Source organism: Streptomyces sp. NPDC057307 (genome assembly GCF_042667665.1).
In the GTDB taxonomy this organism is placed as follows: Bacteria; Actinomycetota; Actinomycetes; order Streptomycetales; family Streptomycetaceae; genus Streptomyces.
In genome coordinates, this window is the sequence record NZ_JBHUZM010000053.1 from 1 (window position 1) to 22844 (window position 22844).

Consider the following 22844-nt stretch of genomic DNA (forward strand, 5'->3'; position numbering starts at 1 on the left):
GCCCCCGAGTTCCCGGGGCGGCGCCGGACGCGCGTTACGGCGGCCCACGCGGGGCTTCCGGGGCCCGGCCGACGCGGTCGCGGCGGCCGCGGTTCCGGTCGCGGCGTATGGTCGCGGACATGACTCTCGACGCCCTCGGACGCAGCCGCTACGTCAGCCTCACCACCTACCGCAAGGACGGCAGCGGGGTCGACACCCCGGTCTGGCACGCCGTGGACAACGGCGAGTTGTACATCTGGACCCGCAGCGACTCCTGGAAGGTCAAGCGGATCCGTAACAACAGCCATGTCGTCGTGACCGCGTGCGACGTGCGCGGGCGCATCGCGCCGGGCGCGGCGAGCGCCGAGGGGACGGCCCGGCTGCTGGAGGGCGACGAGATCAAGGGGATCAGCAAGCTCCTGGCCCGCAAGTACACCTGGCAGTTCTGGTTCGTCGAGAAGCCGGCCGCGCTCGTACGGCGCGGCAAGCGCGTGCACACCGGAATCGTGGTGACTTTCTGACGCCTTGTCGGCGCGCCGACTTGTGAAACAACCTTGACCTGTAACCAGTTCTTTTCCTGGGAAACGTGACGTCGGCCACTCGCTGAAGCCATACTTGAGTGATCGCACCGCACCGTGCGCGACAATCCCGCGTAGCCGTCACGTAACACGGCTGCGGTTTCATGCCGGCGGGCCGGACGGTTCCCTTACGGCAGTGCGCAGCAGGGCAGGGGCGGGAAAGACAGCGATGACAAGGCATGAACTTCCGGCGGAGATCGGGGCTTTCGCGCGGTACTTCCGTGGGATGACGGCGCTCCTCGACCCGGACGGCGGCTGGTACGCGGTGTTCAGGCAGCGCGATCCCGAAGGACTCCGGGCCTGTCTCGACGGCGCCGAGGTGCCGCCCTGGGACGTGGTCGAGTCCCTGCTCCACGATCTCGCGGCGAGCCACGAGAACCGGCCCGTCGACCGGGAGACCGCCCGCGCGAGCAGACTGCACGCCGCGTCCGCCGCCGCGCACGACCGGCTCCCGGGCGGCCTCGACGCGCTCCGTGAGCGGCTGCGGCTGATGCAGCACGAACAGGCCACGGCCGCGGGCCGCGCCGACGAGGTGATGCGCCGTCTCAGGCTGGTCGCCGAGGGCTCGCCCGAGGCGGACCAACTGGAGTACGACCTGGCCTGGGTCCGCGACGACTACGCGCGCGCCACGGCCCGCTGCACCGAGCTGCGCGAACGCCTCGCGGTCGTCGCCGAGCCGTCGAACGCGCCCGCCTCGCACTCCACCCACGGCGCGCACGGCGCACCCACCCCGCGCTCGTCCTCGCCGGCGCACGCCGCGCCGGAGGCGAGACCCACGGCCGCCGACGGGTGGTACCGCGCCGAGGAGCCGGTGGCCGACGACCAGTCGGTTTTCGGCCGTTCTGACGGCGGCCGGCCTACCGCGCCCGACGAGTGGTTCCGGCCGGAGCCCGGCCGGGGCGGCGAGCCCCGCTCCGGCGACGGCGGCGACCGCGGACGCGACTCCGAGGGCTGGGGCGGCCCGGACAGCCGCCGGGGCACCGGGGACCCGGGCAACCCGGGCGACACGGGCTCCAACCCCGCCGTACGCCAGGACGATTCACAGGAAATGGCGCAGGTGCCCGGCCAGCGCCGCAAGCAGCGCAAGCAGCGGGGCGCGCGCTACGCCTTCACCGACGCCACCGATCCGTCGGCGGCCACGCCCATCACCCCGCCCGCCGCCACCGCGGCACCGCGCGGCGCCCGCTTCGGCGGCGCGCAGGGCTCCGGCAAGGCCCGCGACGGGGACTCCGAGGGCGGTATGACCCGGCAGCAGTCGGAGGCGCGCCGCGCCGCGCTGGACACCGTGGCCGTGCTCGTACGGCTGCGAGCGGCCGGTCGCAGCGGCGAGGCGCACGTGGTGCTCTACGAGGCGGCGGCCGGACCCGCCGAGCAACTGCCGTTCCTCGCCGCCGAACTGCACCGCGCCGAGCTGGGCGCCGACTGGGCGTCGGTGCTGTGGGAGGTGTCGTCCCTGCCACCCGACAGACTCGCCGCGGCGGCGGGCGCGCTCGCCATGGCCGGCCGTGACGCGGACTGCGGTGTACTGCTGCGCCAGGGCATATCCCGCTCCGCCGAGGACATCGGCGAGGTGGTCTCCGCCCTCGGCGACGCGGGCCGCGCCCAGGAGGTCCAGGCGCTGCTCGGGGCCTTCGTCCGGGCCCGTACGCCCGAGGACGCGGCGCGGATCGCGGCGGTCGACCCGCCGCGGCTGGTCCCGCTGCTGCTGGAGGCGGCCCGGGGTGTCTCCACCACCAACGAGCGCGATCTGGCCCGTGCGCTGCGGAGCGCGGGCATCGGCGGCGGCTGACCCGGGCGACGCCGGTTCCCGGCCGCTCCACGGTGCTCTGTGGACCGGCCGGGTGCGAATCATGATCGACTCTGCGGCTTAACAGCGATGGTCTTGCCCCCGTGGGACGGCGGGCTTAGGTTCTCCTCCTACGCACCGTGTCTACGGGCGTAGAAAGTGCTCGGAAAGCACCCGGGAAGCACTGGGGACGACCTCGTGACCAGCCCGGGAAAACGCTCGACCTTCCGCCGAAGGAGCAGCTCGTGGCCAGAGTCGTACGCGCCGCACTCGTCCAGGCGACCTGGACCGGCGACACCGAATCCATGATCGCCAAGCATGAGGAGCACGCCCGCGAGGCGGCCCGGCAAGGCGCCCAGGTCATCGGTTTCCAGGAGGTGTTCAACGCCCCCTACTTCTGCCAGGTGCAGGAGCCCGAGCACTACCGGTGGGCCGAGGCGGTCCCCGACGGGCCCACCGTGACCCGGATGCGGGACCTCGCGCGCGAGACCGGAATGGTCGTCGTCGTCCCGGTCTTCGAGGTCGAGCAGTCCGGGTTCTACTACAACACCGCGGCCGTGATCGACGCCGACGGTTCGTACCTCGGCAAGTACCGCAAGCACCACATCCCGCAGGTCAAGGGCTTCTGGGAGAAGTACTACTTCAAGCCGGGCAACGCCGGCTGGCCCGTCTTCGACACCGCCGTCGGCAAGATCGGCGTGTACATCTGCTACGACCGGCACTTCCCGGAGGGCTGGCGCCAACTCGGCCTGAACGGCGCCGAACTGGTCTACAACCCGTCGGCCACCTCGCGCGGCCTCTCCAGCTACCTGTGGCAGCTGGAACAGCCCGCCGCCGCCGTCGCCAACGAGTACTTCGTCGCCGCGATCAACCGCGTCGGCCAGGAGGAGTACGGCGACAACGACTTCTACGGGACGTCGTACTTCGTCGACCCGCGCGGCCAGTTCGTCGGCGACACCGCGAGCGACAAGGCGGAGGAACTGGTCGTCAGGGACCTGGACTTCGGGCTCATCGAAGAGGTGCGCCAGCAGTGGGCGTTCTACCGGGACCGCCGCCCCGACGCGTACGAGGGGCTGGTGCAGCCGTGACCGAGGCGCCCGCGAACCCGGCCGCGGTTCCCGCCGCCGGCCCGTCCCACGACGACTCGTCCCCCGCCGGCCCGGTCCGGCTGCCCGCCACCGACCTGCACGGCCGGCACCGCGCCGTCCTGCCCGACTGGCTGGCCCTCTACTACCGGCGGCCCATCGAACTCACCCACGGCGAGGGCCGCCACGTCTGGGACGCCGACGGCAACCGCTACCTCGACTTCTTCGGCGGCATCCTCACCACCATGACCGCCCACGCCCTCCCCGAGGTCACCAAGGCGGTGAGCGAGCAGGCCGGGCGGATCATCCACTCGTCCACGCTCTACCTCAACCGCCCGATGGTCGAGTTCGCCGAGCGCGTCGCCAACCTCTCCGGCATCCCCGACGCCCGGGTCTTCGTCACCACCTCCGGCACCGAGGCCAACGACACGGCCCTGCTGCTCGCCACCGCGTACCGCCGCTCCAACCAGATCCTGGCCATGCGCAACAGCTACCACGGCCGGTCCTTCTCCGCCGTCTCGATCACCGGCAACAGCGGCTGGTCCCCGACGAGCCTCTCGCCGCTCCAGACGCTGTACGTGCACGGCGGCGTCCGCACCCGGGGCCCGTACGCGCACCTGTCCGACGCGGACTTCATCGCCGCGTGCGTCGCCGACCTGGAGGACCTGCTCGGGCACACCCGCGCGCCCGCCGCGCTGATCGCCGAACCGATCCAGGGCGTCGGCGGCTTCACCTCACCGCCGGACGGTCTGTACGCCGCGTTCCGCGAAGTGCTCGACCGGCACGGCATCCTGTGGATCAGCGACGAGGTGCAGACCGGCTGGGGCCGTACCGGCGACCACTTCTGGGGCTGGCAGGCGCACGCCCGGAACGGTCCGCCGGACATCCTCACCTTCGCCAAGGGCATCGGCAACGGCATGTCCATCGGCGGTGTCGTCGCCCGCGCCGAGATCATGAACTGCCTGGACACCAACTCCATCTCGACCTTCGGCGGCAGCCCCGTCACGATGGCGGCGGGCGTCGCCAACCTCGCGTACCTCCTGGAGCACGACCTCCCCGGCAACGCGCGCCGGGTCGGCGGCCTGCTGATCGAGCGGCTGCGCGCGGTGGGGGCGACCGTCCCCGCCGTACGGGAAGTGCGCGGACGCGGCCTGATGATCGGCATCGAGCTGGTGAAGCCCGGCACCGACGAGGCGAACCCGGAGGCAGCGGCTGCGGTGACCGAGGCGGCGCGGGAGGGCGGCCTGCTGATCGGCAAGGGCGGCGGCCACGACACCAGCGTCCTGCGCATCGCCCCACCGCTCTCCCTCACGGTCGCCGAGGCCGAGGAGGGCGCGGCGATCCTCGAACGCGCCCTGAACAGCGTCTAGTTCGTGATGCGCCGGACGGGTGGCCGGAGCGGGCCCGTCCGGCGGCGGAGGACAGCACCACGCCAGGTCCCCTCGGCGCCCGGTCCGCGCCGAGCCCGCGCACTGCCCGCTCAGCCACGTCGAGTCATGTCACGGAGCCCATGCCATGAGTAATCGCACGCTCGTCCGGGGCGGCCTGGTCATCACCGCCGCCGACGAAGTCCACGCCGACGTACTGACCGAGGACGGCCGGATCGTCGCCCTCGCCTCCAACGGCTCCGACGTGGCGCAAAGTTGGACCGCCGACCGGGTCATCGACGCCACCGGCAAGTACGTCATCCCCGGCGGCGTCGACGGCCATACGCACATGGAGATGCCGTTCGGCGGGACGTTCGCCGCCGACACCTTCGAGACCGGGACCCGCGCCGCCGCCTGGGGCGGCACCACGACCATCGTGGACTTCGCCATCCAGTCGCCCGGCCAGGCACTGCGCGAAGGGCTCGACGCCTGGTACGCGAAGGCGGACGGCAACTGCGCCATCGACTACGGCTTTCACATGATCCTCGCCGACGTCAACGAGGACTCCCTGAAGGAGATGGACCTCCTCGTCCAGGAGGGCATCACCTCCTTCAAGCTGTTCATGGCCTACCCCGGCGTGTTCTACAGCGACGACGGCAAGATCCTGCGCGCCATGCAACGCGCCTCCCACAACGGGGGGTTGATCATGATGCACGCCGAGAACGGCATCGCGATCGACGTCCTCGTCGAACAGGCCCTGGCCGCCGGACGCACCGATCCGCGCTACCACGGAGAGGTACGCAAGGTCCTGCTGGAGGCCGAGGCGACACACCGCGCGATCCAGCTCGCGCGCGTCGCCGAAGCGCCGCTGTACGTCGTGCACGTCTCCGCCGAGGAAGCCGTCGCCGAGCTGGCGGCCGCCCGCGACAAGGGACTTCCCGTCTTCGGCGAGACCTGCCCGCAGTACCTCTTCCTGTCCACCGACAATCTCGCCGAACCGGACTTCGAGGGCGCCAAGTACGTCTGCTCGACCCCGCTGCGGCCCCGTGAGCACCAGGCCGCCCTCTGGCGCGGGCTGCGCACCAACGACCTCCAGGTCGTCTCCACCGACCACTGCCCGTTCTGCTTCACCGGGCAGAAGGAGATGGGCCGCGGCGACTTCTCCAAGATCCCCAACGGGCTGCCGGGTGTGGAACACCGGATGGACCTCCTCCACCAGGCCGTCGTGGACGGCCACATCACCCGGCGCCGCTGGATCGAGATCGCCTGCGCGACCCCGGCCCGGATGTTCGGCCTCTACCCCAAGAAGGGCACCATCGCGCCGGGCGCCGACGCCGACATCGTCATCTACGACCCGCACGCCCAGCAGACCCTGTCCGCCGAGACGCACCACATGGACGTCGACTACTCGGTGTACGAGGGGAAGCGCATCACCGGACAGGTCGAGACCGTCCTGTCGCGCGGTGAACTCGTCATCGACGGCCGGAAGTACACCGGCCGTGCGGGGCACGGCAGTTACACCCCCCGCGCCACCTGTCAGTACCTCACCTGAAAGTTGGGAGTGGCCCGGCCATGGACTTCGGACTTGTCCTGCAGACCGACCCGCCGGCGTCGGCGGTCGTCGGCCTCATGCGGCGCGCCGAGCGCAACGGCTTCCGTTACGGCTGGACCTTCGACTCCGCCGTGCTGTGGCAGGAGCCGTTCGTCATCTACAGCCGCATCCTGGAGCACACCACCAAGCTGATCGTCGGGCCGATGGTGACCAACCCGGGCACCAGGACCTGGGAGGTGACCGCGTCCACCTTCGCCACGCTCAACGAGATGTACGGCAACCGCACCGTGTGCGGCATCGGCCGCGGCGACTCCGCCATGCGGGTCGCCGGCCGCGCGCCCAACACCCTCGCGCGGCTCGGTGAGGCCATCGACGTCATCCGTGAACTCGCCGAGGGCCGCGAGGCGTTGGTCGACGGCAAGCCGCTCCGGCTGCCCTGGGTGCGGGACGGGAAGCTGCCGGTGTGGATGGCCGCGTACGGGCCGAAGGCCCTGGCGATGGCCGGCGCGCAGGCGGACGGCTTCATCCTCCAGCTCGCCGATCCGTATCTCACCGAGACCATGGTCAACGCCGTCCGGACGGCCGCGTCCGACGCCGGACGCGACCCGGACTCCGTCACCATCTGCGTCGCCGCCCCCGCCTACGTCGGCGACGACCTCGACCACGCGCGCGACCAGTGCCGGTGGTTCGGCGGCATGGTCGGCAACCACGTCGCCGATCTGGTCAGCCGCTACGGCGAACACTCCGACCTGGTGCCCGACGCCCTCACCACGTACATCAAGCAGCGCGAGGGCTACGACTACAGCCATCACGGCCGCGCCGGGAACCCGTCCACGGACTTCGTCCCCGACGACATCGTGGACCGCTTCTGCCTGCTCGGCCCGGCGGAGGCGCACATCGAGAAGCTGCGGACGCTCAAGGCCCTGGGCGTCGACCAGTTCGCCGTCTACAACATGCACGACGCGAAGGAAACGACGATCGACACGTACGGCTCCGAGATCATCCCCGCGCTGAACAGCTGAGCCGGGTCCCTCTCAAGGGCGCCGGGCGGTGACGATCCACACCCCGGCGCCCAGGAGCACCCCCCGCTCCGACTCGTACGGCCGCAGTACCGCCGCCATCTCCTCACGCGTTTGGTCGGGCACGGTCAGCCCCGGCGTCCGCGAGAGATAGAAGTCGACGGCGTCCGGGGCGTCGCGCCCCCAACAGGCGGGTCGCGTCACGGCGTTCACGGCCACGTCCGCGAACCCCGCCCCGGACAGCACCTCCCGGATCCGGGACGGCTCCGAGAGCGACGCCATCGCGGCGGCCAACTCGCCCTGGATCGGGCGGTCCTGGCCCGCCAGTGCGGCCAGTCGGCCGAGCGCGGCCCGCTCCTCGCCGTCCGGCGCCCCCGGGCGCGGACAGAGGAGGGCGAGCCGGCCACCGGGACGTACACCGCGCGCGATGTTGGTGAAGGCCACGACATGGTCGGCGAAGAACATCACGCCGCCCCGGCTGATCACCACGTCGTACGCCCCCGCCGGGAACGGGTACAGCTGCGCGTCCCCCAACACATAGCCGACGTGCGGCAGTTCACCGCCGTCGGTCAGCGACCGGGCACGGTCGAGCAGGGGCGCCGAGATGTCGACACCCGTGACCTGCCCCCGCGCGGCGTGACGGCCGGCCGACCGGGTCGTCCGGCCGCTGCCGCACCCCACGTCCAGGACGCGGTCCCGCTCGCAGATCGCCGCCGCGCCGAAGAGAGCGTCGTCGAAGTCGGCCAGCATCGTGTCGTAACGGCTGTGGTGCTCCGCCCAGTGGGCGCCGACGGGACCGTTCCAGGCGTCGGCCACCGCCGTGGATCCGGCGGCGCTCACACGGACTCCCCGACACCGGCCGGCACGGGGGCGGAGCCGGTGAGGGCCGACTCGACGCGCTCGACCGCGCACATCGCGCCGAAGGCGACCAGATGGACCAGACAGTGATCGGTGCGCGGCGGGACGAGCCACGCCGCCACGTCCTCGTCCGTGACGCGGTACGGGGCGAGGGCCGCCAGCAACGCGAGCCGGGCGCCCGGCCGTTCGTCCCGGCCCGGCAGGTCGCCGCCGGTCAGCGGGAGCGGGGTGACGCCGTCCCAGGAGGCCACCGTCTCCCGTACGTAGGCCGCGTCCTCGTCGCTCAGCAGACCCGCGCCCAGGTGCGCCGCCGTACGCAGCGCGCCGAAGGCCGTGCCGACCGGACTGTCGCCCGCCCACGCGGGAGCCGGGCCCGCCGTCTCCAGCAGGGGCAGGCTGTCGCCGGGAGGCAGCGCGCGGCGGACCGTACGGGACAGGCCCGCGTCGGCCATGTCGCGCAGGATCTGCCCCTTCTGTTCGCCGCCGGGCAGCATGTTCTCGGTCAGCAGCGCCGACACGACGCGGTTGATGAAATGGAAGGCGAGACCCGTCCCGATGTACTCGTGCGTGTGCTCCGCGGGGAACGGCCGCCCGGTGTCCATCCGCCTCCCCCAGGCCAGCAGCCGACGGTGCCCCGGATCGGCCGGCTCCTCGCCGCGCGCGACGGTCTCGGCGAGGCCGTGCTCGCCCGTCGCGTGCAGCAGCACGGTGTGCGCGTCCACGCAGAACGGACAGCGGTTGGCGAGTGACACCCCGGCGGCCACCACCTCCTTGTCCACACGGGACCCCACGCCCGCCAGCAGCGACTCGCGGAGCACGGCCCACGTCGCCGTCAGGAGCGGGGGAGCGGCCGACAGGACGACGAAGGTCGGCGCGGCCTCGAAGCCGAGGTCGGTGGCGAGCCGCGCGTAGACCTCGGCGGTGACGCCGGTCGCGGACTTCGGCGGCTCCGGTGTGGTGTGGCGAAACATTCGCGTCTGAGTCATGGGGCCGATGATCTCCGTGGTCACCGCCCCGGGGCGTCGTACCGCCGATGACATTCGGGCCTGCGCCCGCCGTGCCGTGCCGGGCGGCGACTACTGCGCGGGGAGTAGTGCGGAAGCAGTCGCCGGGGACGACGCGCGGTCCGCCGCGCGCTGGCTACAGTGCCGCCATGGGGGGCGAATCGAAGGGCTCGGCGGCCGGCCGCCGGGCGTGGCTGCTGGATGCGGCGCTGGCGGCCTTGACCTGCGCCGTGGTGCTGGTCGCGGCCGTGGTCGCCGACAGCCCCGGCCCCGACCCGCTCGACGGGCTGTTGATCCTGGTGGGCTGTCTGACGCTGGCCGCGCACCGGCGCGCGCCGGTCGCCGTGCTGCTCGTGACGACGCTCTGCATGCTGGCGTACGTCCTGCACGGGCAGCCCGGCTCCTGGGCCGCCTTCCCGGTACTCGCGGCCGTCCACGCCTCGGCGCGCAGCGGGCGCAGGCCGCTCGGCATCGCGGCGAGCGCGGTCTTCCTCGCCGTGTTCTTCGCCGTCGACCCGCTCGCCGACGACATCGTGGAGCGGACCGTGCTGCTGGTCGGCTGGTTCCTCTCGGCGGGCGTCACCGGACTCGTCGACAAGAACTGGCAGGCTTATCTGCGGCAGACGGAGGAGCGGGCGCGCGAGGCCGAACGCACCCGTGAGGAAGCCGCGTTGCGCAGGGCCGGTGAGGAACGGCTGCGGATCGCCCGCGAGTTGCACGACTCCCTCACCCACTCCATCTCGATCGTCAAGCTGCAGGCGGGAGTCGCGGTGCATCTCGCGCGCAAGCGCGGCGACGAGGTGCCCGAGGCGCTGCTCGCCATCCAGGAGGCGAGCGGCGAGGCCATGCGTGAGCTGCGGTCGACGCTCGAAGTCCTCCGTACGGATGTCGTGGCGGCGGGCACGGGCCTGGACCGGCTGGACGAACTCGTGGAACGGGCCAGGGCGGCGGGCATCGCCGTGGCCGTCTCGGTCACGTACACGGACAAGGCCCCCGGGCCGCTGCCGCAGGCCGTCGACCGGACCGCGTACCGCATCGTCCAGGAGGCCCTCACCAATGTGGCCCGGCACGCGGACCGGGCGAAGACGGAGGTACGGCTGACCCACCGGGCGTGCCACCTGCTGGTCGAGATCGAGGACGAGGGTCCCGCCGCGCCCGGCGATCCGGTCGCGGAGGGCACCGGTCTGACCGGCATGCGCGAGCGCGTCGCGGCGCTGGGCGGCCGGCTGCACGCGGCGCCGGGCGCGGGCGGCGGATTCACCGTACGGGCCGAACTCCCCCTGGAGAGCGCGTGATCGGGGATCCGGAGGCGGGGTCGGAGCCGGAGTCGGAGTCGGTCCGAGTCGTGGTGGTGGACGACCAGGCCCTGATGCGGGCCGGGTTCCGCGCGCTGCTCGACGCCGAGGAGGGCATCGAGGTGGTCGGGGAGGCCGCCGACGGGCGGCGGGGGCTGGACCTGGTGCGGCGGTGTGTCCCGGACGTGGCGCTCATCGACGTACAGATGCCGGTGATGACCGGCATCGAGACCACCCGGCACATCGCGGCCGACCCCGCCCTGGCGGGCGTCCATGTCGTCATCCTCACCAACTACGGTCTGGACGAGTACGTCTTCGACGCGCTGCGGGCCGGGGCCGCCGGGTTCCTGCTCAAGGACACGGAGCCGGTCGAACTGCTCCAGGCGGTCCGCGTCGCGGCGCGCGGGGACGCGCTGCTGTCGCCGTCCGTCACGCGTCGGCTGATCGGGGAGTTCGTGTCCCGGCCGCCGGACCGCTCGACCGCGCCGGGCCTGGAGACGCTGACACGGCGGGAGCGCGAGGTGACGGGGCTGGCGGCGCGCGGACTGACGAACGAGGAGATCGCCGCGCACATGGTCGTCAGCCCCTTCACGGCGAAGACCCACATCAGCCGGGCGATGACGAAGCTGGGCGCCCGGGACCGGGCCCAACTGGTGGTGTTCGCCTACGAGTCGGGGCTGGTGACACCGCGGGGGACGGGCGGCTGAGGTCGCGGTCCGCAGGTTGACGGCCCGGTCTCCACGGGCCGCGCCTGTCGGCCGGGGACTTCGGCCGGGGACGGAGCGCCGAGGCTCGCGCGGCGGTGAAGGACGCGACCGTCGCCCAGGGCCGTTGGTCACTCCGCCACCCGGTGCGTGGGGGGCGGACGGCCCGGAGCGGGGGCGGGCGTCCGCAGTGGTCTGCCGGGCGCGGCGGGCGCCGCCGCCCCCATGCCTGCCGGGCCACCCGGCCGTCCGGCCGGGCTCGGCCGCCGCGCGGTCACGGCACCCGGGCCGTCCATTCCGCCGTACCGAACTTCGTCTCCGCCAGCTCACGCGCCCGAGCCATCTCCTCGTCCGTGACCTTGCCCTCGTCAAGGCCGTACCGCCCCCGGAAGGACGCGATCATCCGCTCGATGACGGCCTCGCGCGGCAGGCCCGTCTGGCGGCGCAGCGGGTCCACCCGCTTCTTCGCGCTGCGCGTGCCCTTGTCGGAGAGCTTCTCCCTGCCGATACGCAGGACTTCGAGCATCTTGTCGGCGTCGATGTCGTACGCCATCGTCACGTGGTGCAGTACGGCGCCGCCGCCCACCACCCGCTTCTGCGCGGCGCCCGCGATCTTGCCCGCCTCGGTGGCGATGTCGTTGAGCGGCTGGTACCAGGCGTTGATCCCCATGTCGCCCAGCGCGCCGAGCACCCAGTCGTCGAGATAGGCGTAGCTGTCGGCGAACGTCAGGCCCTGCACGAGGGCGTCGGGGACGGACAGCGAGTACGTGATGGTGTTGCCGGGCTCGATGAACATGGCGCCGCCGCCCGAGATCCGCCGTACGACGGTGACGCCGTGCCGCTCGGCGGCGGCCGGGTCCACCTCGTTGCGCAGCGACTGGAAGCTGCCGATCACCACGGCGGGGGAGGCCCACTCCCAGACGCGCAGGGTGGGCGGGCGGCGGCCCGCCGCGACCTCGGTCGTCAGGACCTCGTCCAGCGCCATGTGGAGCGCGGGCGGCTGCGGCTCCATGTGGATGAGCTGCCAGTCGTAGTCCGTCCAGTCGGTGGCGTGCGCCAGCGCGCGTCGTACGGCGATGGCGACGCCCTCGCTCGTCAGCCCGTACATCTGCGTACCGGGCGGGAGCGCCGTCTGGATACGGGCGGCGAGACCGACCGCGTCGAGATCGGCGGGCGCGCCTTCGAGTGCCCGGTCGATGGCGTGGATCGCCTCGTCCGGTTCCAGGAAGAAGTCCCCGGCGACCCGGACGTCACGCAGCAGGCCGTCCCGCGCGTCCAGATCCACGACGACGAGCTTGCCGCCCGGCACCTTGTACTCACCGTGCACCGCTGTGCCTCCGCTTCTTCCGCGTTCGCCGCGCGTCACGTCACTCTCCGCGTCACGTCACCACGAACGCGAGTCCGGTGAGTGCAACACGCCCGCCCGGGGGGATCATCCCGGGGCCGCGCCTCCTACGCCCCGGCGGGCAGGCGCGCGCAGCGGCGGCAGGCGCGGGCGGAGGACGCCACCATGCCGTGGGAGAGGGCGGTGACCATGGCCGCGAGGGTGACCAGCGGCCAGTTCGTGGTCAGCGGTGACAGCACGGCGAGCGCGAGCGTGGCGACCACCATCGCCACACCGGCCGTCGTGCCCGCCCAGGCCACGGCCAGCGGCAGCCGCTCCGGTGTCCGCAGCCTGCGCGCCAGCGCGCCCGTGGCGGCGAGGGCCGCAGCCGCGAGCAGGGTGGCGACCGACGCGACGGCCGCCAGTTGGACGGCGACCAGCTGCGCCGTCTGCTGGAGCTGCCAGCCCTGGCCCGAGGTCCAGATCAGATGCCAGCAGGCGATCAGGAACGGGACGGTCAGGGTGACGGACAGCGCGGTCCGCCGGGTCTGCGCGATGGTCAACTCCCGCTGGCAGCTGGGCACCAGCTCCTCGGGTGTGCCGAACTCCCGCACGGCCAGACGGGTGGCCCGGTCCGGGGGCACGCCGGCGCGGGTGTGGGCCTCCACCGTGTCGGTCAGGCCGTCCCGTATCTCCTGGACCATCCGGGACTTGGCCCGGACGGGCCCGTGCAGCGCGGCGGACAGGACGGCGACGTAGTCCGCGACGGGATCGTCGGCCGGGTGCGTGGTGCTCATATCCTTCGTCTCGCTCATGTCGCGGGCCGGGGCGTCGGGGCGGCTGTGGCGGCCGGGTTCAGGACCGAGCCGATCGCCGTCGTGAACTCGTGCCACGCCGTCCGTTCGCTCTCCAGGGTGCCGCGCCCCGCGTCGGTCAGCCGGTAGCAGCGCCGCCGCCGCTCGCCGACGGACTCCCAGCTGCTGCCGAGCAGCCCCAGCCGCTCAAGTCTGTTCAGGGCCGGATAGATCGTGCCCGTACGGAGCTGGAGCGCGCCGTCGCTCCGCTGCTGCACCGCCGCGATGATCGCGTAGCCGTGCAGCGGACCGGGTTCGAGCACGGCCAGCAACAGTCCGTCCAGGTGCCCACGCACCGCGTCTGCCTTCATGAGTAGACAGCCTACCTATAGAACGCATTGGCGTGGTACCTATTGGCAGCCAACTTATTCATGCATCTCCCCGAAGGGGCCCGCGGTGACCAAGCTGCTGCTCTCCATCCATGTCCTCGCCTCGATCCTGGTGGTCGGGCCGATCGCCGTGGCGGCGTCGTTGTTCCCGCGCTACGCGCGCAAGGCGGCCGAGGAGGACGGAGGCTCCGCCGGCGCCGTGGCGCTGCTCCACCGGATCTGCAGCGCCTACGCGATCGTCGGAGTCGCGGTCCCGGTCTTCGGGATCGCGACCGGCAAGCAGCTCGGCGTCCTCACCGACGCCTGGCTGATCACGTCGATGGTGCTGACGACGATCGCCGCCGCGATCCTGGCGCTGGCGATCCTGCCCGGCCAGGAACGCGTGATCGAGGCGTCAGCGGCGGGGGAGGTCACCGACATAGGACGCTCCGCCGCCCGGCTGGCCGGGCTCACCGGTGTCTTCAACCTGCTCTGGGCGGTCGTCGTGGTCCTGATGATCGTGCGCCCGGGTTCAACGACCGGCGCGTGATCCGCCGGAACCCGGACGCGCCCCCGCGAAGAGGGGCGCGCGGCGGTCGACAACCGGCCGGGGAGAGCGGACCGAGGGGCGCCTGCGTGTGGATGCGTCGCGACGGGGCGACGAGTGGGCACTCGTGGCCGCGGCTTGGCGGCACGGATGCGGAGGCTCCGCTGACGAGGTTGTGGTGGAACCTCATCGGCCGGTCGCACGAGGAAATCGAGGCATCGCGTAAGGACTGGATGGAGGGCCCCGTTCACCCGCGCGGTGCGAGGACCGATTTTTTTGCGTGCCGCTGCGATGGTTGGCGTACAAACCGGTCGACGGTGTAGCCGGGCACGGTGTATGGCGCCCTGCGAGCAGAAGACCGCCGTCCGGGCCACATCGCACTTGTCCTCGCCCGCCTGTTGGCCGTGCCGAGGGCTACCTCTTCGATGACGTCGCCCGTGCTGCCGGAGCGCCGGCCGGCCTCGCCGACGACCGGCACGGCCAGACCGTCCGGGCGTACGACAGCAAGGGCTCCTCCGTAGCGGGCCTGTGATCCCCCCCCGCTCGGGCGGGGATACGCCGGTCCGACCGGGACCGCCACCCCTGGCCGGACTGAGACACGAGCGCCTCCGACAGGCCACTTTGTTGCCCGAGCGGAGGTTCATACTTTCCGCCTGGTTCGGACTTCATCAGGGTGTTTCTGCCTGTTCCCGCCCGCTGTTGGCCACGCGGCCAACCGCCGGGGCGACCCGGCGACCCGGCCGGTCGTGGAGGTGCCCGGGACCGTGGGGCGGGATAGGGGTGCGGCGCGGCGCCTCGACGGACACGCTCGCGGTGGGGCTGGGCGACGGGGCGGGCTGCCGGGCGCGTGTCACGGAGTTCCGTCCGTCGCGGGCCGGTCGCCGGGTAGGTTGGCGGCCTCACCGCGAGTCTGCGTACCCCGGGTGTTCCGGGCAGGATTCAGAGGTTCGCGCGAGCGCCGCCGGGACGCGGTGGAGGGCGTCGTACCAGACCAGAGCCATCCTTTCGTGGCCTGCTCGGCTCGGGTGGACGGCGTCGCCGAGGTCGGCCGTGGTCATCGCGTCGTTCATGTCGACGAGATGGACCTGAGGGCCCTTCCGAGCCACGACGGTGGGGATGGCCTTGTTGTAGGACCGAAGGCGCCGCTCGTGGACGGGGTTGTGCTGGGGTGGGACGGTGGCTACAAGGAGTTCGCAGTGCGGTTGGGCCGCGAGAATGTGGTCGATCAACTGGGACAGGCGCTGGGGAGCGTTGTCGATGTCGTAGTTCTGGTTCATGTCATTGGTACCGATGAGCAGCAGGATGATGTGCGGGTCGGTGTCCCGCAGCCAGGTGTTGATGTTGGCGTCGAGCTGGTCGATGCGCCAGCCGGGATGTCCCTCGTGGGCGCGTGTTCCCAGTTCGGCGGGGCCGTTGGTCTGGGACCCGACAAAGGTGATGTGGTGTCCGTCGACCGTCAGCCGTTGCCACAGGGCGACCCGGTAGCCGCCGGGGTAGGTGGTGTAGCCGTCGGTGATCGAGTCACCGAGGGGCATGATGCGCAGGCTGCGCCCGGTGATCGGTGCGTACGTCGTCGTGTCCATGTGGGCTCCGCTGGTGCGCAGTTGTAGTGGATCGGGGAGCGGACGAGCTTCGAAGCAAGGGCCGGGCGGGTGACCGGCGGACAGTTCGGTCACCCGCCCGGTGCGATGCCGGGTGGTGCGGCAGCTCAGCCGACGGGCGGGATCGGCACGGTAGCGCTGATGGGGGCTGAACCGTTGATCATCTTGGTGGCCGCTCCCGCCAGGCGCAGATAGAAGTTGGACGACAGATGCTTGCCGTCGGCATCGAGGGTGAGGAAGTACTGGTTGGTGGGGATCATCGAGCTGTCGGTCGCGGCCGGTGCGATGGCCGTGGCCTCGTCGTACTCGTCGAACATGGCGATGAACGCGTTCTTGGCGCCGCAACGGGCGGTGGCTACGGCCTGCTGCCACATGAAGTCACCAGATTTGCGCGGGATTTCGTTGCGCGGCGATCCCTCCTTCCAGTTCGACCAGGCGAACCCCGGGTAGATGACTGGCTGGTACTCCTGGCCGTTCGCCTTGAGCTTGGCCATGTCGTCGTTGAAGAGCTGCTGGTTGACCGTGGGATTGCCGACGTTCCACGGGGACAGCATGTCCAGGGCGGCGTACACGGGGCCGTACCCCGGCTTGGCATTGGCGTCCGTACGCCACCCCCTGGGGACGCCGCCGATGACGTAGGCGCCCTTGCTCTTGAACCAGTTGATGAGCTGGAGCGAGCTGGCGACGGTGCCGGGCCGGTTGGTGAAGCCGAGGCCCCACAGGTGGACGACCGGCTTGCCGCCTTCCCTCGTGTAGGAGGGCGAGTTGGTCAGACCCAGCGTGCCGTTGATGGTGTTGGTCCAGTCGTTCTGGAGCGCGGAGACCATGTTGGCGTCGGTCAGGCCGCTGAGGTCGTACTCGATGTAGAAGCCGCGGCCGTACTTCTGGGCCGCGTCGCGGGCCTTCGCGTGAATGTCGTTGCGCTGCTTGAGACGCGGCTGGCCGACGGCGGTGACATCGCTGCCGAATCGCTGGAGAGCGGCGCCGTCGATGCCGTACTGCTGCATCCAGTGGAAGTGCTGCTCTATGACCGCTGTCGCATACGAGCTGAACAGCTGGGCCGGCCTGCCGTTGCCGAGCTTGGCGTAGCCGGTCTGTGTCAGCGCACCTGCCGGGTAGGCCGAGGTGTCCGGATACAGCTCGAAGGTCTGGTTGCCGGGGGAGGGAGCGCTGCCCTGGGACCAGTGGGTCCAGTTGTTGATCGGGGAGCCGTCGCCGGCGCAGACGAACCAGCCCTGGTAGCCCACATAGACCTTGCCCTTGACGGCGGAGGCCGCCTTGATCGTCTTGAGGGCCGCGGCGGGGTTCGTGGTCGCTGCGCCCGCTGGGGAGAGGTTGCCGGCACCGGCCCACGCGGCTGCGGCGCCGACGCCGAGCGCGCCCGCGCCTCGCAGTACTTTCCGTCGGCTGTGCTTGGGGTGGGACATGGGGGGCTCCTTCGACTTCGTGGATGTGGATACGGAGGGAGATGCGGATCGGTCGTGTCCGGGCCGGCGGTACGGAACTGTCGGCGAACTGGCTTCGGCCCGGGGAGTGTTCTGCGGGAGTGGCGCGTTCAGCGCGTCGGGGCGGTCACGCGCCGTGGCGCGGTCAGGGAGGCGGGTACCGAGCGCAGCGCGCCGTACCAGACGGCGGCCATCTTGCCGTGGCCGGCCTGGGTGGGGTGGATCCCGTCGGCGAGGTCGGCCGTGGTCAGGGCGTCGTACACCTTCACCAGGTGGACGCGGCTGCCCTTGCCGGCGAGGATCCCGGGGATGGCGGCGTTGTAGTTCCTGACCCTGCCTTCGAGGGTGGAGTTGGACTGCGGTGGGATGGTTGCCACAAACAGTTCGCAGCGCGGCTTGGCGGCACGGATGTGGTCGATGAGGACGGACAGGCGCTGTGGCGCGTTGGCGATGTCGTAGTTCTGGTTGAGGTCGTTGGTGCCGATGAGGAGCAGGATGGTGCGCGGATCACTCTGCTCCAGCCAGGTGTTGATGTTGGCGTCGAGCTGGTCGATGCGCCAGCCGGAGTGACCCTCGTGGTCATGGTCGCCGAGTTCGGCGGGTCCGTTGGACTTGGATCCCACGAAGTCCACGGTGTGGCCGCCGGCGGCCAGGCGCTGCCACAGGCTGACGCGGTAGCCACCGGGGTAGGGAGTGAACCCGTCGGTGATCGAGTCGCCGAGGGGCATGATGCGCACGCCGTCGTTGGATTCCCCGGGCACGTCGGCGAAGGCGGGGGCACCGCCCAGCGCCACGTCGGCGGCCACGACGGCGCCGCCGAGGATGACCACACGTCTGGACATTCTTCTGTGCATGGGAACTCCTGTGGACTCAGCCGGAATCGGGGGATGAGTGCGTGCCGCAGCTCACATACGTGGGGGGCGTCCTGGGCATCGGGAGCCGGGTGCCAGGAAAGGTCTTGCTCTGCGTTACGTCAATACGTGCGGCGTGTTCGACCGATGGGGAACGAGGCGGTGGAAACCTTGTAACTTTCCGCGGGCGATCGGCCCGTTTCGCCGTCTGAACTGGCACAGCTTGACTGCCCGGCCCATCGGCGGCGCGCCGCGGTGAAGAGGAAGGTCCGATGAGGACGGACCGCAACTACTTTTGCAGTGGCACTGGTGTGCTGCCGACAACGGGTGCGCGGGCGAGCTCAATGCCGCTCATGTTCCGGTGGGCATCGGCCGGGCCGTGAGGCGATGCCGGCCCCGGGCCGCAGACTGATGGGCCGTGAGAATCAGCCGGTGCAGCGTGGTTCCCCACACGCGGGCGAAAGCGGGGTCGGTGAGGGGGACGGTCTCCGCCCCGGCGGTGAAGGCGGAAGAGTCCCAGGTGATCAGCAAGGATCGCCCGTCCGGCGGAGTGATGGTCGCTCGTCCCTGTGGCTGGAGTGACAACTCTCCGCTCACCAGCAGGTGCAGAGCGAGTGAGCGAGGGGCGGCTGCGAAGCCCCAGACATCGTCGATCTCGACACGTTCGTCATCGGTGCGCCGGAGCCGGATGCTGCGTCGCCAGGTGATCGGTCGGACCTGCGGAGGGTAGGCGGCGGCGAGATCGCAGATGAACGTGTCGGCGTCATCGGTGCGCGAGACGGTGGCGCCGGTGGCCCGGAAGGAGGAACCCGGTGGCTGGCCGTGGCCGCCGACTACGGGCACGTTGTGGTATTCGCTGGTCATGGACCAGATCCCGTAGCGGTTCTCGCCGAATGTCTCCTTGCGGTACGTGCCCACGCCGGCGTCGACGATCAGCGGACGACCGTCGAGGGCGACGATGAAGGTGCCGACGTCGTTGTGGTTGTGACTCTCGTCGTTGTGGCCGCCCTTGGCCGCCGCGAGCAGGCCACGCGTGGTGCCGGGCGTGCCGCGGGCCACCATTACCTGGGTCTCCGGCAGCCATGAGTGGGCGGGCAGTGGAAACGCGCGGGGCGCCGCGGTGTTCCACCGCCGGTCGAACAGGGCGTCCACGGTGCGGCGTAGGTCGAAGATGCCGTCCGCGGTGGGCAGGGCCGGGTCGGCCTGGGCCCGCAGGGCACGCGCGTGCGCGCTGACCTCGGGCTGGTCGGTGCGTACGCCGTAGCGGTGGAGCACGGCGGGCGCGTGTTCGCGTGGACGGGCGGGTCCGTCCGCGAAGTTGACGGCCCAGCCGTCACCGATCCAGGTGGCGACGGGATAACGGGCCATGGCCCGGATCAGTGGATGGCCGAAGACTCCAGCGTCGGTGCCGAGCAGGGATGTGAGTGTCTCCAGGCATTCGAAGAGGCTGGCGCCGGCGCGCCACCAGTAGTGCGGGCCTTCGTCGCAGCCGCCGTCGCGCGGGTGGGCCGCGAGGTAGTTCTCCAAGCCCCGCACGATGCGGCAGATCAGGGCCACGCGACGCTCGGTGTCCTCTTCGGTGAGGGCGGTGGCCAGCAGCAACTCGGAGTGGATCCAAGGGTTCCAGTTGTTGAGTTTGGCGGTGGAGCCGTCGAACCAGCCCCACTCGGCGCGCTCCAGGTAGGGGCGCAGGACACGGGCGGCGACTTCGCGGCGCAGGCGGCGGCGCACCAGCGGATCGAGTCGGTCGAGTTCATCGCCCGTGATCGCGTCGGTCAGCGCCAGCAGCACGGCGGTTCCGGAGGCGCCGAGGTCCAGGGTGGGGCGCCGTGGGTCGGGAAGCCGGCCGCGCTCGGCACCCAGCACCCGGAAATCGTGGGCGGGCCAGGCCCAGGAGGTTTCCTCGCACAGAGTCCATACCCCGTCCATCACTTCGTCCAGGAAGGCGTTCCGCCGGGAGTCGGTGTCGGGACACAGGGCGACGGCGAGTACGGCCCAGGAGAGCCGGTTCCGTCGGGCAAAGGCCGGATTCTGGTAGTCCCAGCGGTCGCCGTCGCGGGCGAAGCGGGCATACAGGGAAGCGGGCAGGCCCGGCCAGGGCCGGCCGAGCGAGGCGGCGGCCTCCTCCAGGACCCGCGCCCTCGTCCGAGTGTCGATCGCTTCCCAGGCGCCGCGGTCCGTCGAGGCGGCCACCGGGCTCCAGTGGCCGAGTTGAGGCATACGCGAGAGCACGGTGGACGGTGGGAACAGGCGGGTCAGGGACGGATAGCTGTCGCTGTCGGTCGGCAGCGCGGGTATCGGTGCGGGCTGGTGTGGAGTCATCTTGATCCTCGGGCGGGTGTGAGATCGCTGGTCGTGCGGCGCGGGTGCGGCGCGGGTGCGGCGCGGGTGTGGTCAGGTGGTGGTGCCGCTGTGGGTACGCAGTCGTGGTGCGAAGGCCGAGTTGAAGACGCTGGCCGCGGCGCCGACCGCGGCGGCGGAGCCGCTGAGTATCGAGTAGGTGACTCGCACGGGGCGCACACGGCGAGCGACCGGGAAGCGGTTCACGGCAGTCGAGATCTCGGTCAGGTACAGCTCGGCCACGCCGGGCGGGACGGCGGGCCCGCCGACGATCATCAAGTCGGTGTCGTACAGGTCGGTCATGGCGACGGCGCCGCGTGCCACCACGCGCGCCACGTCCTGGATCGCGCCGACGGCCCGCTGGTCGCCGTCGGCGGCTGCCGAGCAGACGGCGTCGTACGTGACGCCGCCGTCCGGTGCGTTCATTCCGGCAGCGGTCGCACGGGCGACGACAGCCGACATCGGGGCGCATTCGGGCACCATCTGCGGGCCGCCGTCCGAGGTCACCAGGCCGAGGGAGTAGGCGGTCAACTCGCCGAATTCGCCCGCGTTTCCCGAGGCGCCGCGGAAGATGTCGCCGTTGAGGAAGGCGCCGCTGCCGGCCCCGGCCCCGAGGTACAGGTAGACGAAGTCGGTGCTGGACTCACCCGCGCCGAGCCACTGCTCGCCGATGGTGGCCGCGGTGGCGTCCTTCTCAAGGATCACCGGCAGTTTCAGTATCCGGCTGAGTTCGGCCCGCACCGGCACGTCGCTCCACTCCGCCCACAGCGGTGGGTCGATGAGAATTCCTTCGCGCACGTCCAGCGGGCCGGGGGCGGCGACACCGACGCCCAGCAGCTTCTGGCCCAAGGGGCCGGCCGCGTCGACGGTCCGGGCGGTCGTCCGCTCGATCCAGTCCAGGCAGGACTTCGGGTCGCTGCGCGCGGTCACCGGGAGGACATGACGTGTTCGGGTGCCGCCGCACAGATCGAGCAGAACGAGGGTGATCATCTCGGGGTCGAGATGAATGCCGACGGCGCAGGCCGCATCCGGGCGCAGCCGCAGTGGTACGCGTGGCTTCCCCGTGGCGGTGGGGCGCCGCTTCTCCTCCACGAGGATGCCGGTCGTGATCAGGTTGCGGGTGATGCGCGAGATCGCCTGGGGGGTGAGCCCGGTGCGCTCGGCGATGTCGATCCGGCTGAGCGAGCCGGCGACCCTGACACACTCGATGACGAGCTTTTCGTTGAACGACCCCAGCGCCGGCTGGTCAAAGGCCCGGTGCCCGTTGCGTCGGCGTACGGCGTTCGCGTCCTCCAGGTCGCCGCGTACCCACCAAAAGGGCTGGTCCGAAGGGCGCCTGGCCTGCTCACGGGCCGCGTCGGCCAGCGAGTCGAGTGCGACGCGGGCGAGTTGTGGCTGATGGCCCAGTTCGAGCTGTGCCATCAGGCACACCGTGGCGGCCCAGCCCATCGAGGCGGTCGCCGGATGCCGCACCGTGCCCGCGGGCAGCCCGGTCGGCCCGCCGGTGGCGCCCCAGGTGATCAGGTGCAGCCGTCGTCCTGCCCAGCGCGCGGCGAGCCGTGCCGGCAGCAGGGGACCGGACGCGGTCCGGGGGGTCCCGTCCGCGCCGCGTGGGGCCTGATCGCTCAGAGAACGGGGAGTCCGAGGCCCTTGGCCAGTGCCGTCCTCGGGCTGCACCCGGCGCATCACCGCGCTCAGACCCGCGTAGCGCATCCGCCGCTCCTCGGCCGTGGCGGGCCGTGTCCGCGGTGCGCCGGGACGGTCGGCCTCGGCGATCACGACGAAGGCGGCGCCGTCCGTGCGCGCCCAGGCGGCGAGCAATTCCAGCCGACGGCAGTTGAGCGGGGGGTCGAGCGGGAGGACGGCGGGGACGTCAGCCGCGCCGTGACGGATCTGCCAGCGCTGCCACACCCGGCCCAGCGCGGTGTGTGAGAGTCCGAGGTGATCGGCGAGCGCACGGGCCGACCAGGCGTGCTGCGGTGGCGAGGGCCCTGCCAAAGTGGCGGCGATGACATCCGACTCGTCGATGCGTACGGGCCGGCCGCTGCGCGGCCGGTGTTCGAGCCCGGCCAGTCCGTGGGTCGCGTAACGCTGCCGCCACACCGTCACCGTCGGTCGCGAGACACCTAGTTCTCTCGCGCTGTCTGAAACCGATACCTCGTCGGCCGCGTGCTGAACGATCGCTAGCCGGGTTGCCCGGTCCTCCCGGCCTGCCGCCCAAGCACGCAATTCGGCCAGTTCCTCATCGGTGAAAGACATCTTGGTCGGCTTTGGCATGGTCGTTCCTCAACACCCCGGTTGTAAAAGTACTTAGTGGCCGTTCCGCGAATATGTAAGGCCAGTTAAT

At 71.4% G+C, this 22844-nt stretch carries 19 protein-coding genes; 9 read left to right on the forward strand and 10 right to left on the reverse strand.

Features of this window, described 5'->3' with window-relative positions; all coding sequences use genetic code 11:
• Positions 1–119 precede the first annotated feature (119 nt).
• The 6 genes from ACFUN8_RS19570 to ACFUN8_RS19595 all read left to right on the forward strand — a co-directional run bounded on the left by ACFUN8_RS19570 (position 120) and on the right by ACFUN8_RS19595 (position 7369).
• On the forward strand, positions 120–500 hold the full coding sequence (locus tag ACFUN8_RS19570; protein WP_383638860.1) for a PPOX class F420-dependent oxidoreductase: 381 nt from the start codon (positions 120–122) through the stop codon (positions 498–500).
• A 226-nt stretch (positions 501–726) separates the two neighbouring features.
• On the forward strand, positions 727–2346 hold the full coding sequence (locus tag ACFUN8_RS19575) for a hypothetical protein (RefSeq protein WP_383638863.1): 1620 nt from the start codon (positions 727–729) through the stop codon (positions 2344–2346).
• Between the two features lie 242 nt (positions 2347–2588).
• The gene (locus ACFUN8_RS19580) at positions 2589–3431 is read left to right on the forward strand and encodes a nitrilase-related carbon-nitrogen hydrolase (protein ID WP_383638866.1); all 843 of its coding nucleotides are present in this window, start codon (positions 2589–2591) and stop codon (positions 3429–3431) included.
• 80 nt (positions 3432–3511) lie between these two features.
• On the forward strand, positions 3512–4798 hold the full coding sequence (locus ACFUN8_RS19585; RefSeq protein WP_383638963.1) for an aspartate aminotransferase family protein: 1287 nt from the start codon (positions 3512–3514) through the stop codon (positions 4796–4798).
• A 145-nt stretch (positions 4799–4943) separates the two neighbouring features.
• Positions 4944–6347 carry a dihydropyrimidinase gene (hydA, locus tag ACFUN8_RS19590; protein ID WP_383638869.1) on the forward strand — a complete coding sequence of 468 codons (1404 nt, stop codon included), beginning with the start codon at positions 4944–4946 and terminating at the stop codon, positions 6345–6347.
• Between the two features lie 20 nt (positions 6348–6367).
• Complete coding sequence (locus tag ACFUN8_RS19595; RefSeq protein ID WP_383638872.1) at positions 6368–7369, forward strand: TIGR03842 family LLM class F420-dependent oxidoreductase; 1002 nt, start codon at positions 6368–6370, stop codon at positions 7367–7369.
• A gap of 12 nt (positions 7370–7381) precedes the next feature.
• Here ACFUN8_RS19595 and ACFUN8_RS19600 read toward each other — a convergent pair whose 3' ends face one another.
• Both ACFUN8_RS19600 and ACFUN8_RS19605 read right to left on the reverse strand, forming a co-directional pair.
• Positions 7382–8206, reverse strand: coding sequence for a class I SAM-dependent methyltransferase (locus ACFUN8_RS19600; protein ID WP_383638875.1), 825 nt, complete (start codon positions 8204–8206; stop codon positions 7382–7384).
• On the reverse strand, positions 8203–9210 hold the full coding sequence (locus tag ACFUN8_RS19605; RefSeq protein ID WP_383638878.1) for a carboxymuconolactone decarboxylase family protein: 1008 nt from the start codon (positions 9208–9210) through the stop codon (positions 8203–8205). Before ACFUN8_RS19605 ends, ACFUN8_RS19600 begins: the two co-directional genes overlap by 4 nt.
• A 167-nt stretch (positions 9211–9377) precedes the next feature.
• Between ACFUN8_RS19605 and ACFUN8_RS19610 the strand changes: the two genes are divergently transcribed.
• Both ACFUN8_RS19610 and ACFUN8_RS19615 read left to right on the forward strand, forming a co-directional pair.
• Positions 9378–10523: a sensor histidine kinase gene (locus ACFUN8_RS19610; RefSeq protein WP_383638880.1), complete on the forward strand. Its 1146-nt coding sequence runs from the start codon at positions 9378–9380 to the stop codon at positions 10521–10523.
• Entirely contained in the window at positions 10520–11230 is a 711-nt protein-coding gene (locus ACFUN8_RS19615) for a response regulator (protein WP_383638883.1), read from the forward strand. Before ACFUN8_RS19610 ends, ACFUN8_RS19615 begins: the two co-directional genes overlap by 4 nt.
• Before the next feature lie 271 nt (positions 11231–11501).
• On the opposite strand, the gene ACFUN8_RS19620 is transcribed toward ACFUN8_RS19615, so the two are convergent.
• From ACFUN8_RS19620 to ACFUN8_RS19630, 3 genes are all read right to left on the reverse strand, one after another.
• Positions 11502–12554 carry a biotin/lipoate A/B protein ligase family protein gene (locus ACFUN8_RS19620; RefSeq protein ID WP_383638886.1) on the reverse strand — a complete coding sequence of 351 codons (1053 nt, stop codon included), beginning with the start codon at positions 12552–12554 and terminating at the stop codon, positions 11502–11504.
• 125 nt (positions 12555–12679) lie between these two features.
• Positions 12680–13348, reverse strand: a complete 669-nt coding sequence (locus ACFUN8_RS19625) for a permease prefix domain 1-containing protein (protein ID WP_383638889.1) — start codon at positions 13346–13348, stop codon at positions 12680–12682.
• 14 nt (positions 13349–13362) lie between these two features.
• On the reverse strand, positions 13363–13716 hold the full coding sequence (locus ACFUN8_RS19630) for a PadR family transcriptional regulator (protein ID WP_382566873.1): 354 nt from the start codon (positions 13714–13716) through the stop codon (positions 13363–13365).
• An 85-nt stretch (positions 13717–13801) separates the two neighbouring features.
• Here ACFUN8_RS19630 and ACFUN8_RS19635 point away from each other — a divergent pair, with 85 nt between their 5' ends.
• Positions 13802–14263, forward strand: a complete 462-nt coding sequence (locus ACFUN8_RS19635; RefSeq protein WP_383638892.1) for a hypothetical protein — start codon at positions 13802–13804, stop codon at positions 14261–14263.
• 896 nt (positions 14264–15159) lie between these two features.
• Here ACFUN8_RS19635 and ACFUN8_RS19640 read toward each other — a convergent pair.
• From ACFUN8_RS19640 to ACFUN8_RS19660, 5 genes are all read right to left on the reverse strand, one after another.
• Entirely contained in the window at positions 15160–15843 is a 684-nt protein-coding gene (locus ACFUN8_RS19640; protein WP_383638895.1) for an SGNH/GDSL hydrolase family protein, read from the reverse strand.
• Between the two features lie 125 nt (positions 15844–15968).
• The gene (locus ACFUN8_RS19645) at positions 15969–17288 is read right to left on the reverse strand and encodes a glycoside hydrolase family 71/99-like protein (protein ID WP_383638898.1); all 1320 of its coding nucleotides are present in this window, start codon (positions 17286–17288) and stop codon (positions 15969–15971) included.
• 128 nt (positions 17289–17416) lie between these two features.
• Positions 17417–18160 carry a GDSL-type esterase/lipase family protein gene (locus ACFUN8_RS19650; protein WP_383638901.1) on the reverse strand — a complete coding sequence of 248 codons (744 nt, stop codon included), beginning with the start codon at positions 18158–18160 and terminating at the stop codon, positions 17417–17419.
• Between the two features lie 348 nt (positions 18161–18508).
• Complete coding sequence (locus tag ACFUN8_RS19655) at positions 18509–20479, reverse strand: heparinase II/III family protein (protein WP_383638904.1); 1971 nt, start codon at positions 20477–20479, stop codon at positions 18509–18511.
• Between the two features lie 72 nt (positions 20480–20551).
• On the reverse strand, positions 20552–22774 hold the full coding sequence (locus ACFUN8_RS19660; protein WP_383638906.1) for an ROK family protein: 2223 nt from the start codon (positions 22772–22774) through the stop codon (positions 20552–20554).
• Positions 22775–22844 lie beyond the last annotated feature (70 nt).

What these genes read in the sequence shown, in the direction of transcription:
- ACFUN8_RS19595 (WP_383638872.1), top strand. Translation starts at nt 6,368, where the DNA reads ATGGACTTCGGACTTGTCCTGCAGACCGACCCGCCGGCGTCGGCGGTC.
- ACFUN8_RS19660 (WP_383638906.1), bottom strand. Translation starts at nt 22,774, where the DNA reads ATGCCAAAGCCGACCAAGATGTCTTTCACCGATGAGGAACTGGCCGAA.
- ACFUN8_RS19575 (WP_383638863.1), top strand. Translation starts at nt 727, where the DNA reads ATGACAAGGCATGAACTTCCGGCGGAGATCGGGGCTTTCGCGCGGTAC.
- ACFUN8_RS19630 (WP_382566873.1), bottom strand. Translation starts at nt 13,716, where the DNA reads ATGAAGGCAGACGCGGTGCGTGGGCACCTGGACGGACTGTTGCTGGCC.
- ACFUN8_RS19650 (WP_383638901.1), bottom strand. Translation starts at nt 18,160, where the DNA reads ATGCACAGAAGAATGTCCAGACGTGTGGTCATCCTCGGCGGCGCCGTC.
- ACFUN8_RS19570 (WP_383638860.1), top strand. Translation starts at nt 120, where the DNA reads ATGACTCTCGACGCCCTCGGACGCAGCCGCTACGTCAGCCTCACCACC.
- ACFUN8_RS19645 (WP_383638898.1), bottom strand. Translation starts at nt 17,288, where the DNA reads ATGTCCCACCCCAAGCACAGCCGACGGAAAGTACTGCGAGGCGCGGGC.
- ACFUN8_RS19610 (WP_383638880.1), top strand. Translation starts at nt 9,378, where the DNA reads ATGGGGGGCGAATCGAAGGGCTCGGCGGCCGGCCGCCGGGCGTGGCTG.
- ACFUN8_RS19625 (WP_383638889.1), bottom strand. Translation starts at nt 13,348, where the DNA reads ATGAGCACCACGCACCCGGCCGACGATCCCGTCGCGGACTACGTCGCC.
- ACFUN8_RS19655 (WP_383638904.1), bottom strand. Translation starts at nt 20,479, where the DNA reads ATGACTCCACACCAGCCCGCACCGATACCCGCGCTGCCGACCGACAGC.
- hydA (WP_383638869.1), top strand. Translation starts at nt 4,944, where the DNA reads ATGAGTAATCGCACGCTCGTCCGGGGCGGCCTGGTCATCACCGCCGCC.
- ACFUN8_RS19640 (WP_383638895.1), bottom strand. Translation starts at nt 15,843, where the DNA reads ATGGACACGACGACGTACGCACCGATCACCGGGCGCAGCCTGCGCATC.
- ACFUN8_RS19605 (WP_383638878.1), bottom strand. Translation starts at nt 9,210, where the DNA reads ATGACTCAGACGCGAATGTTTCGCCACACCACACCGGAGCCGCCGAAG.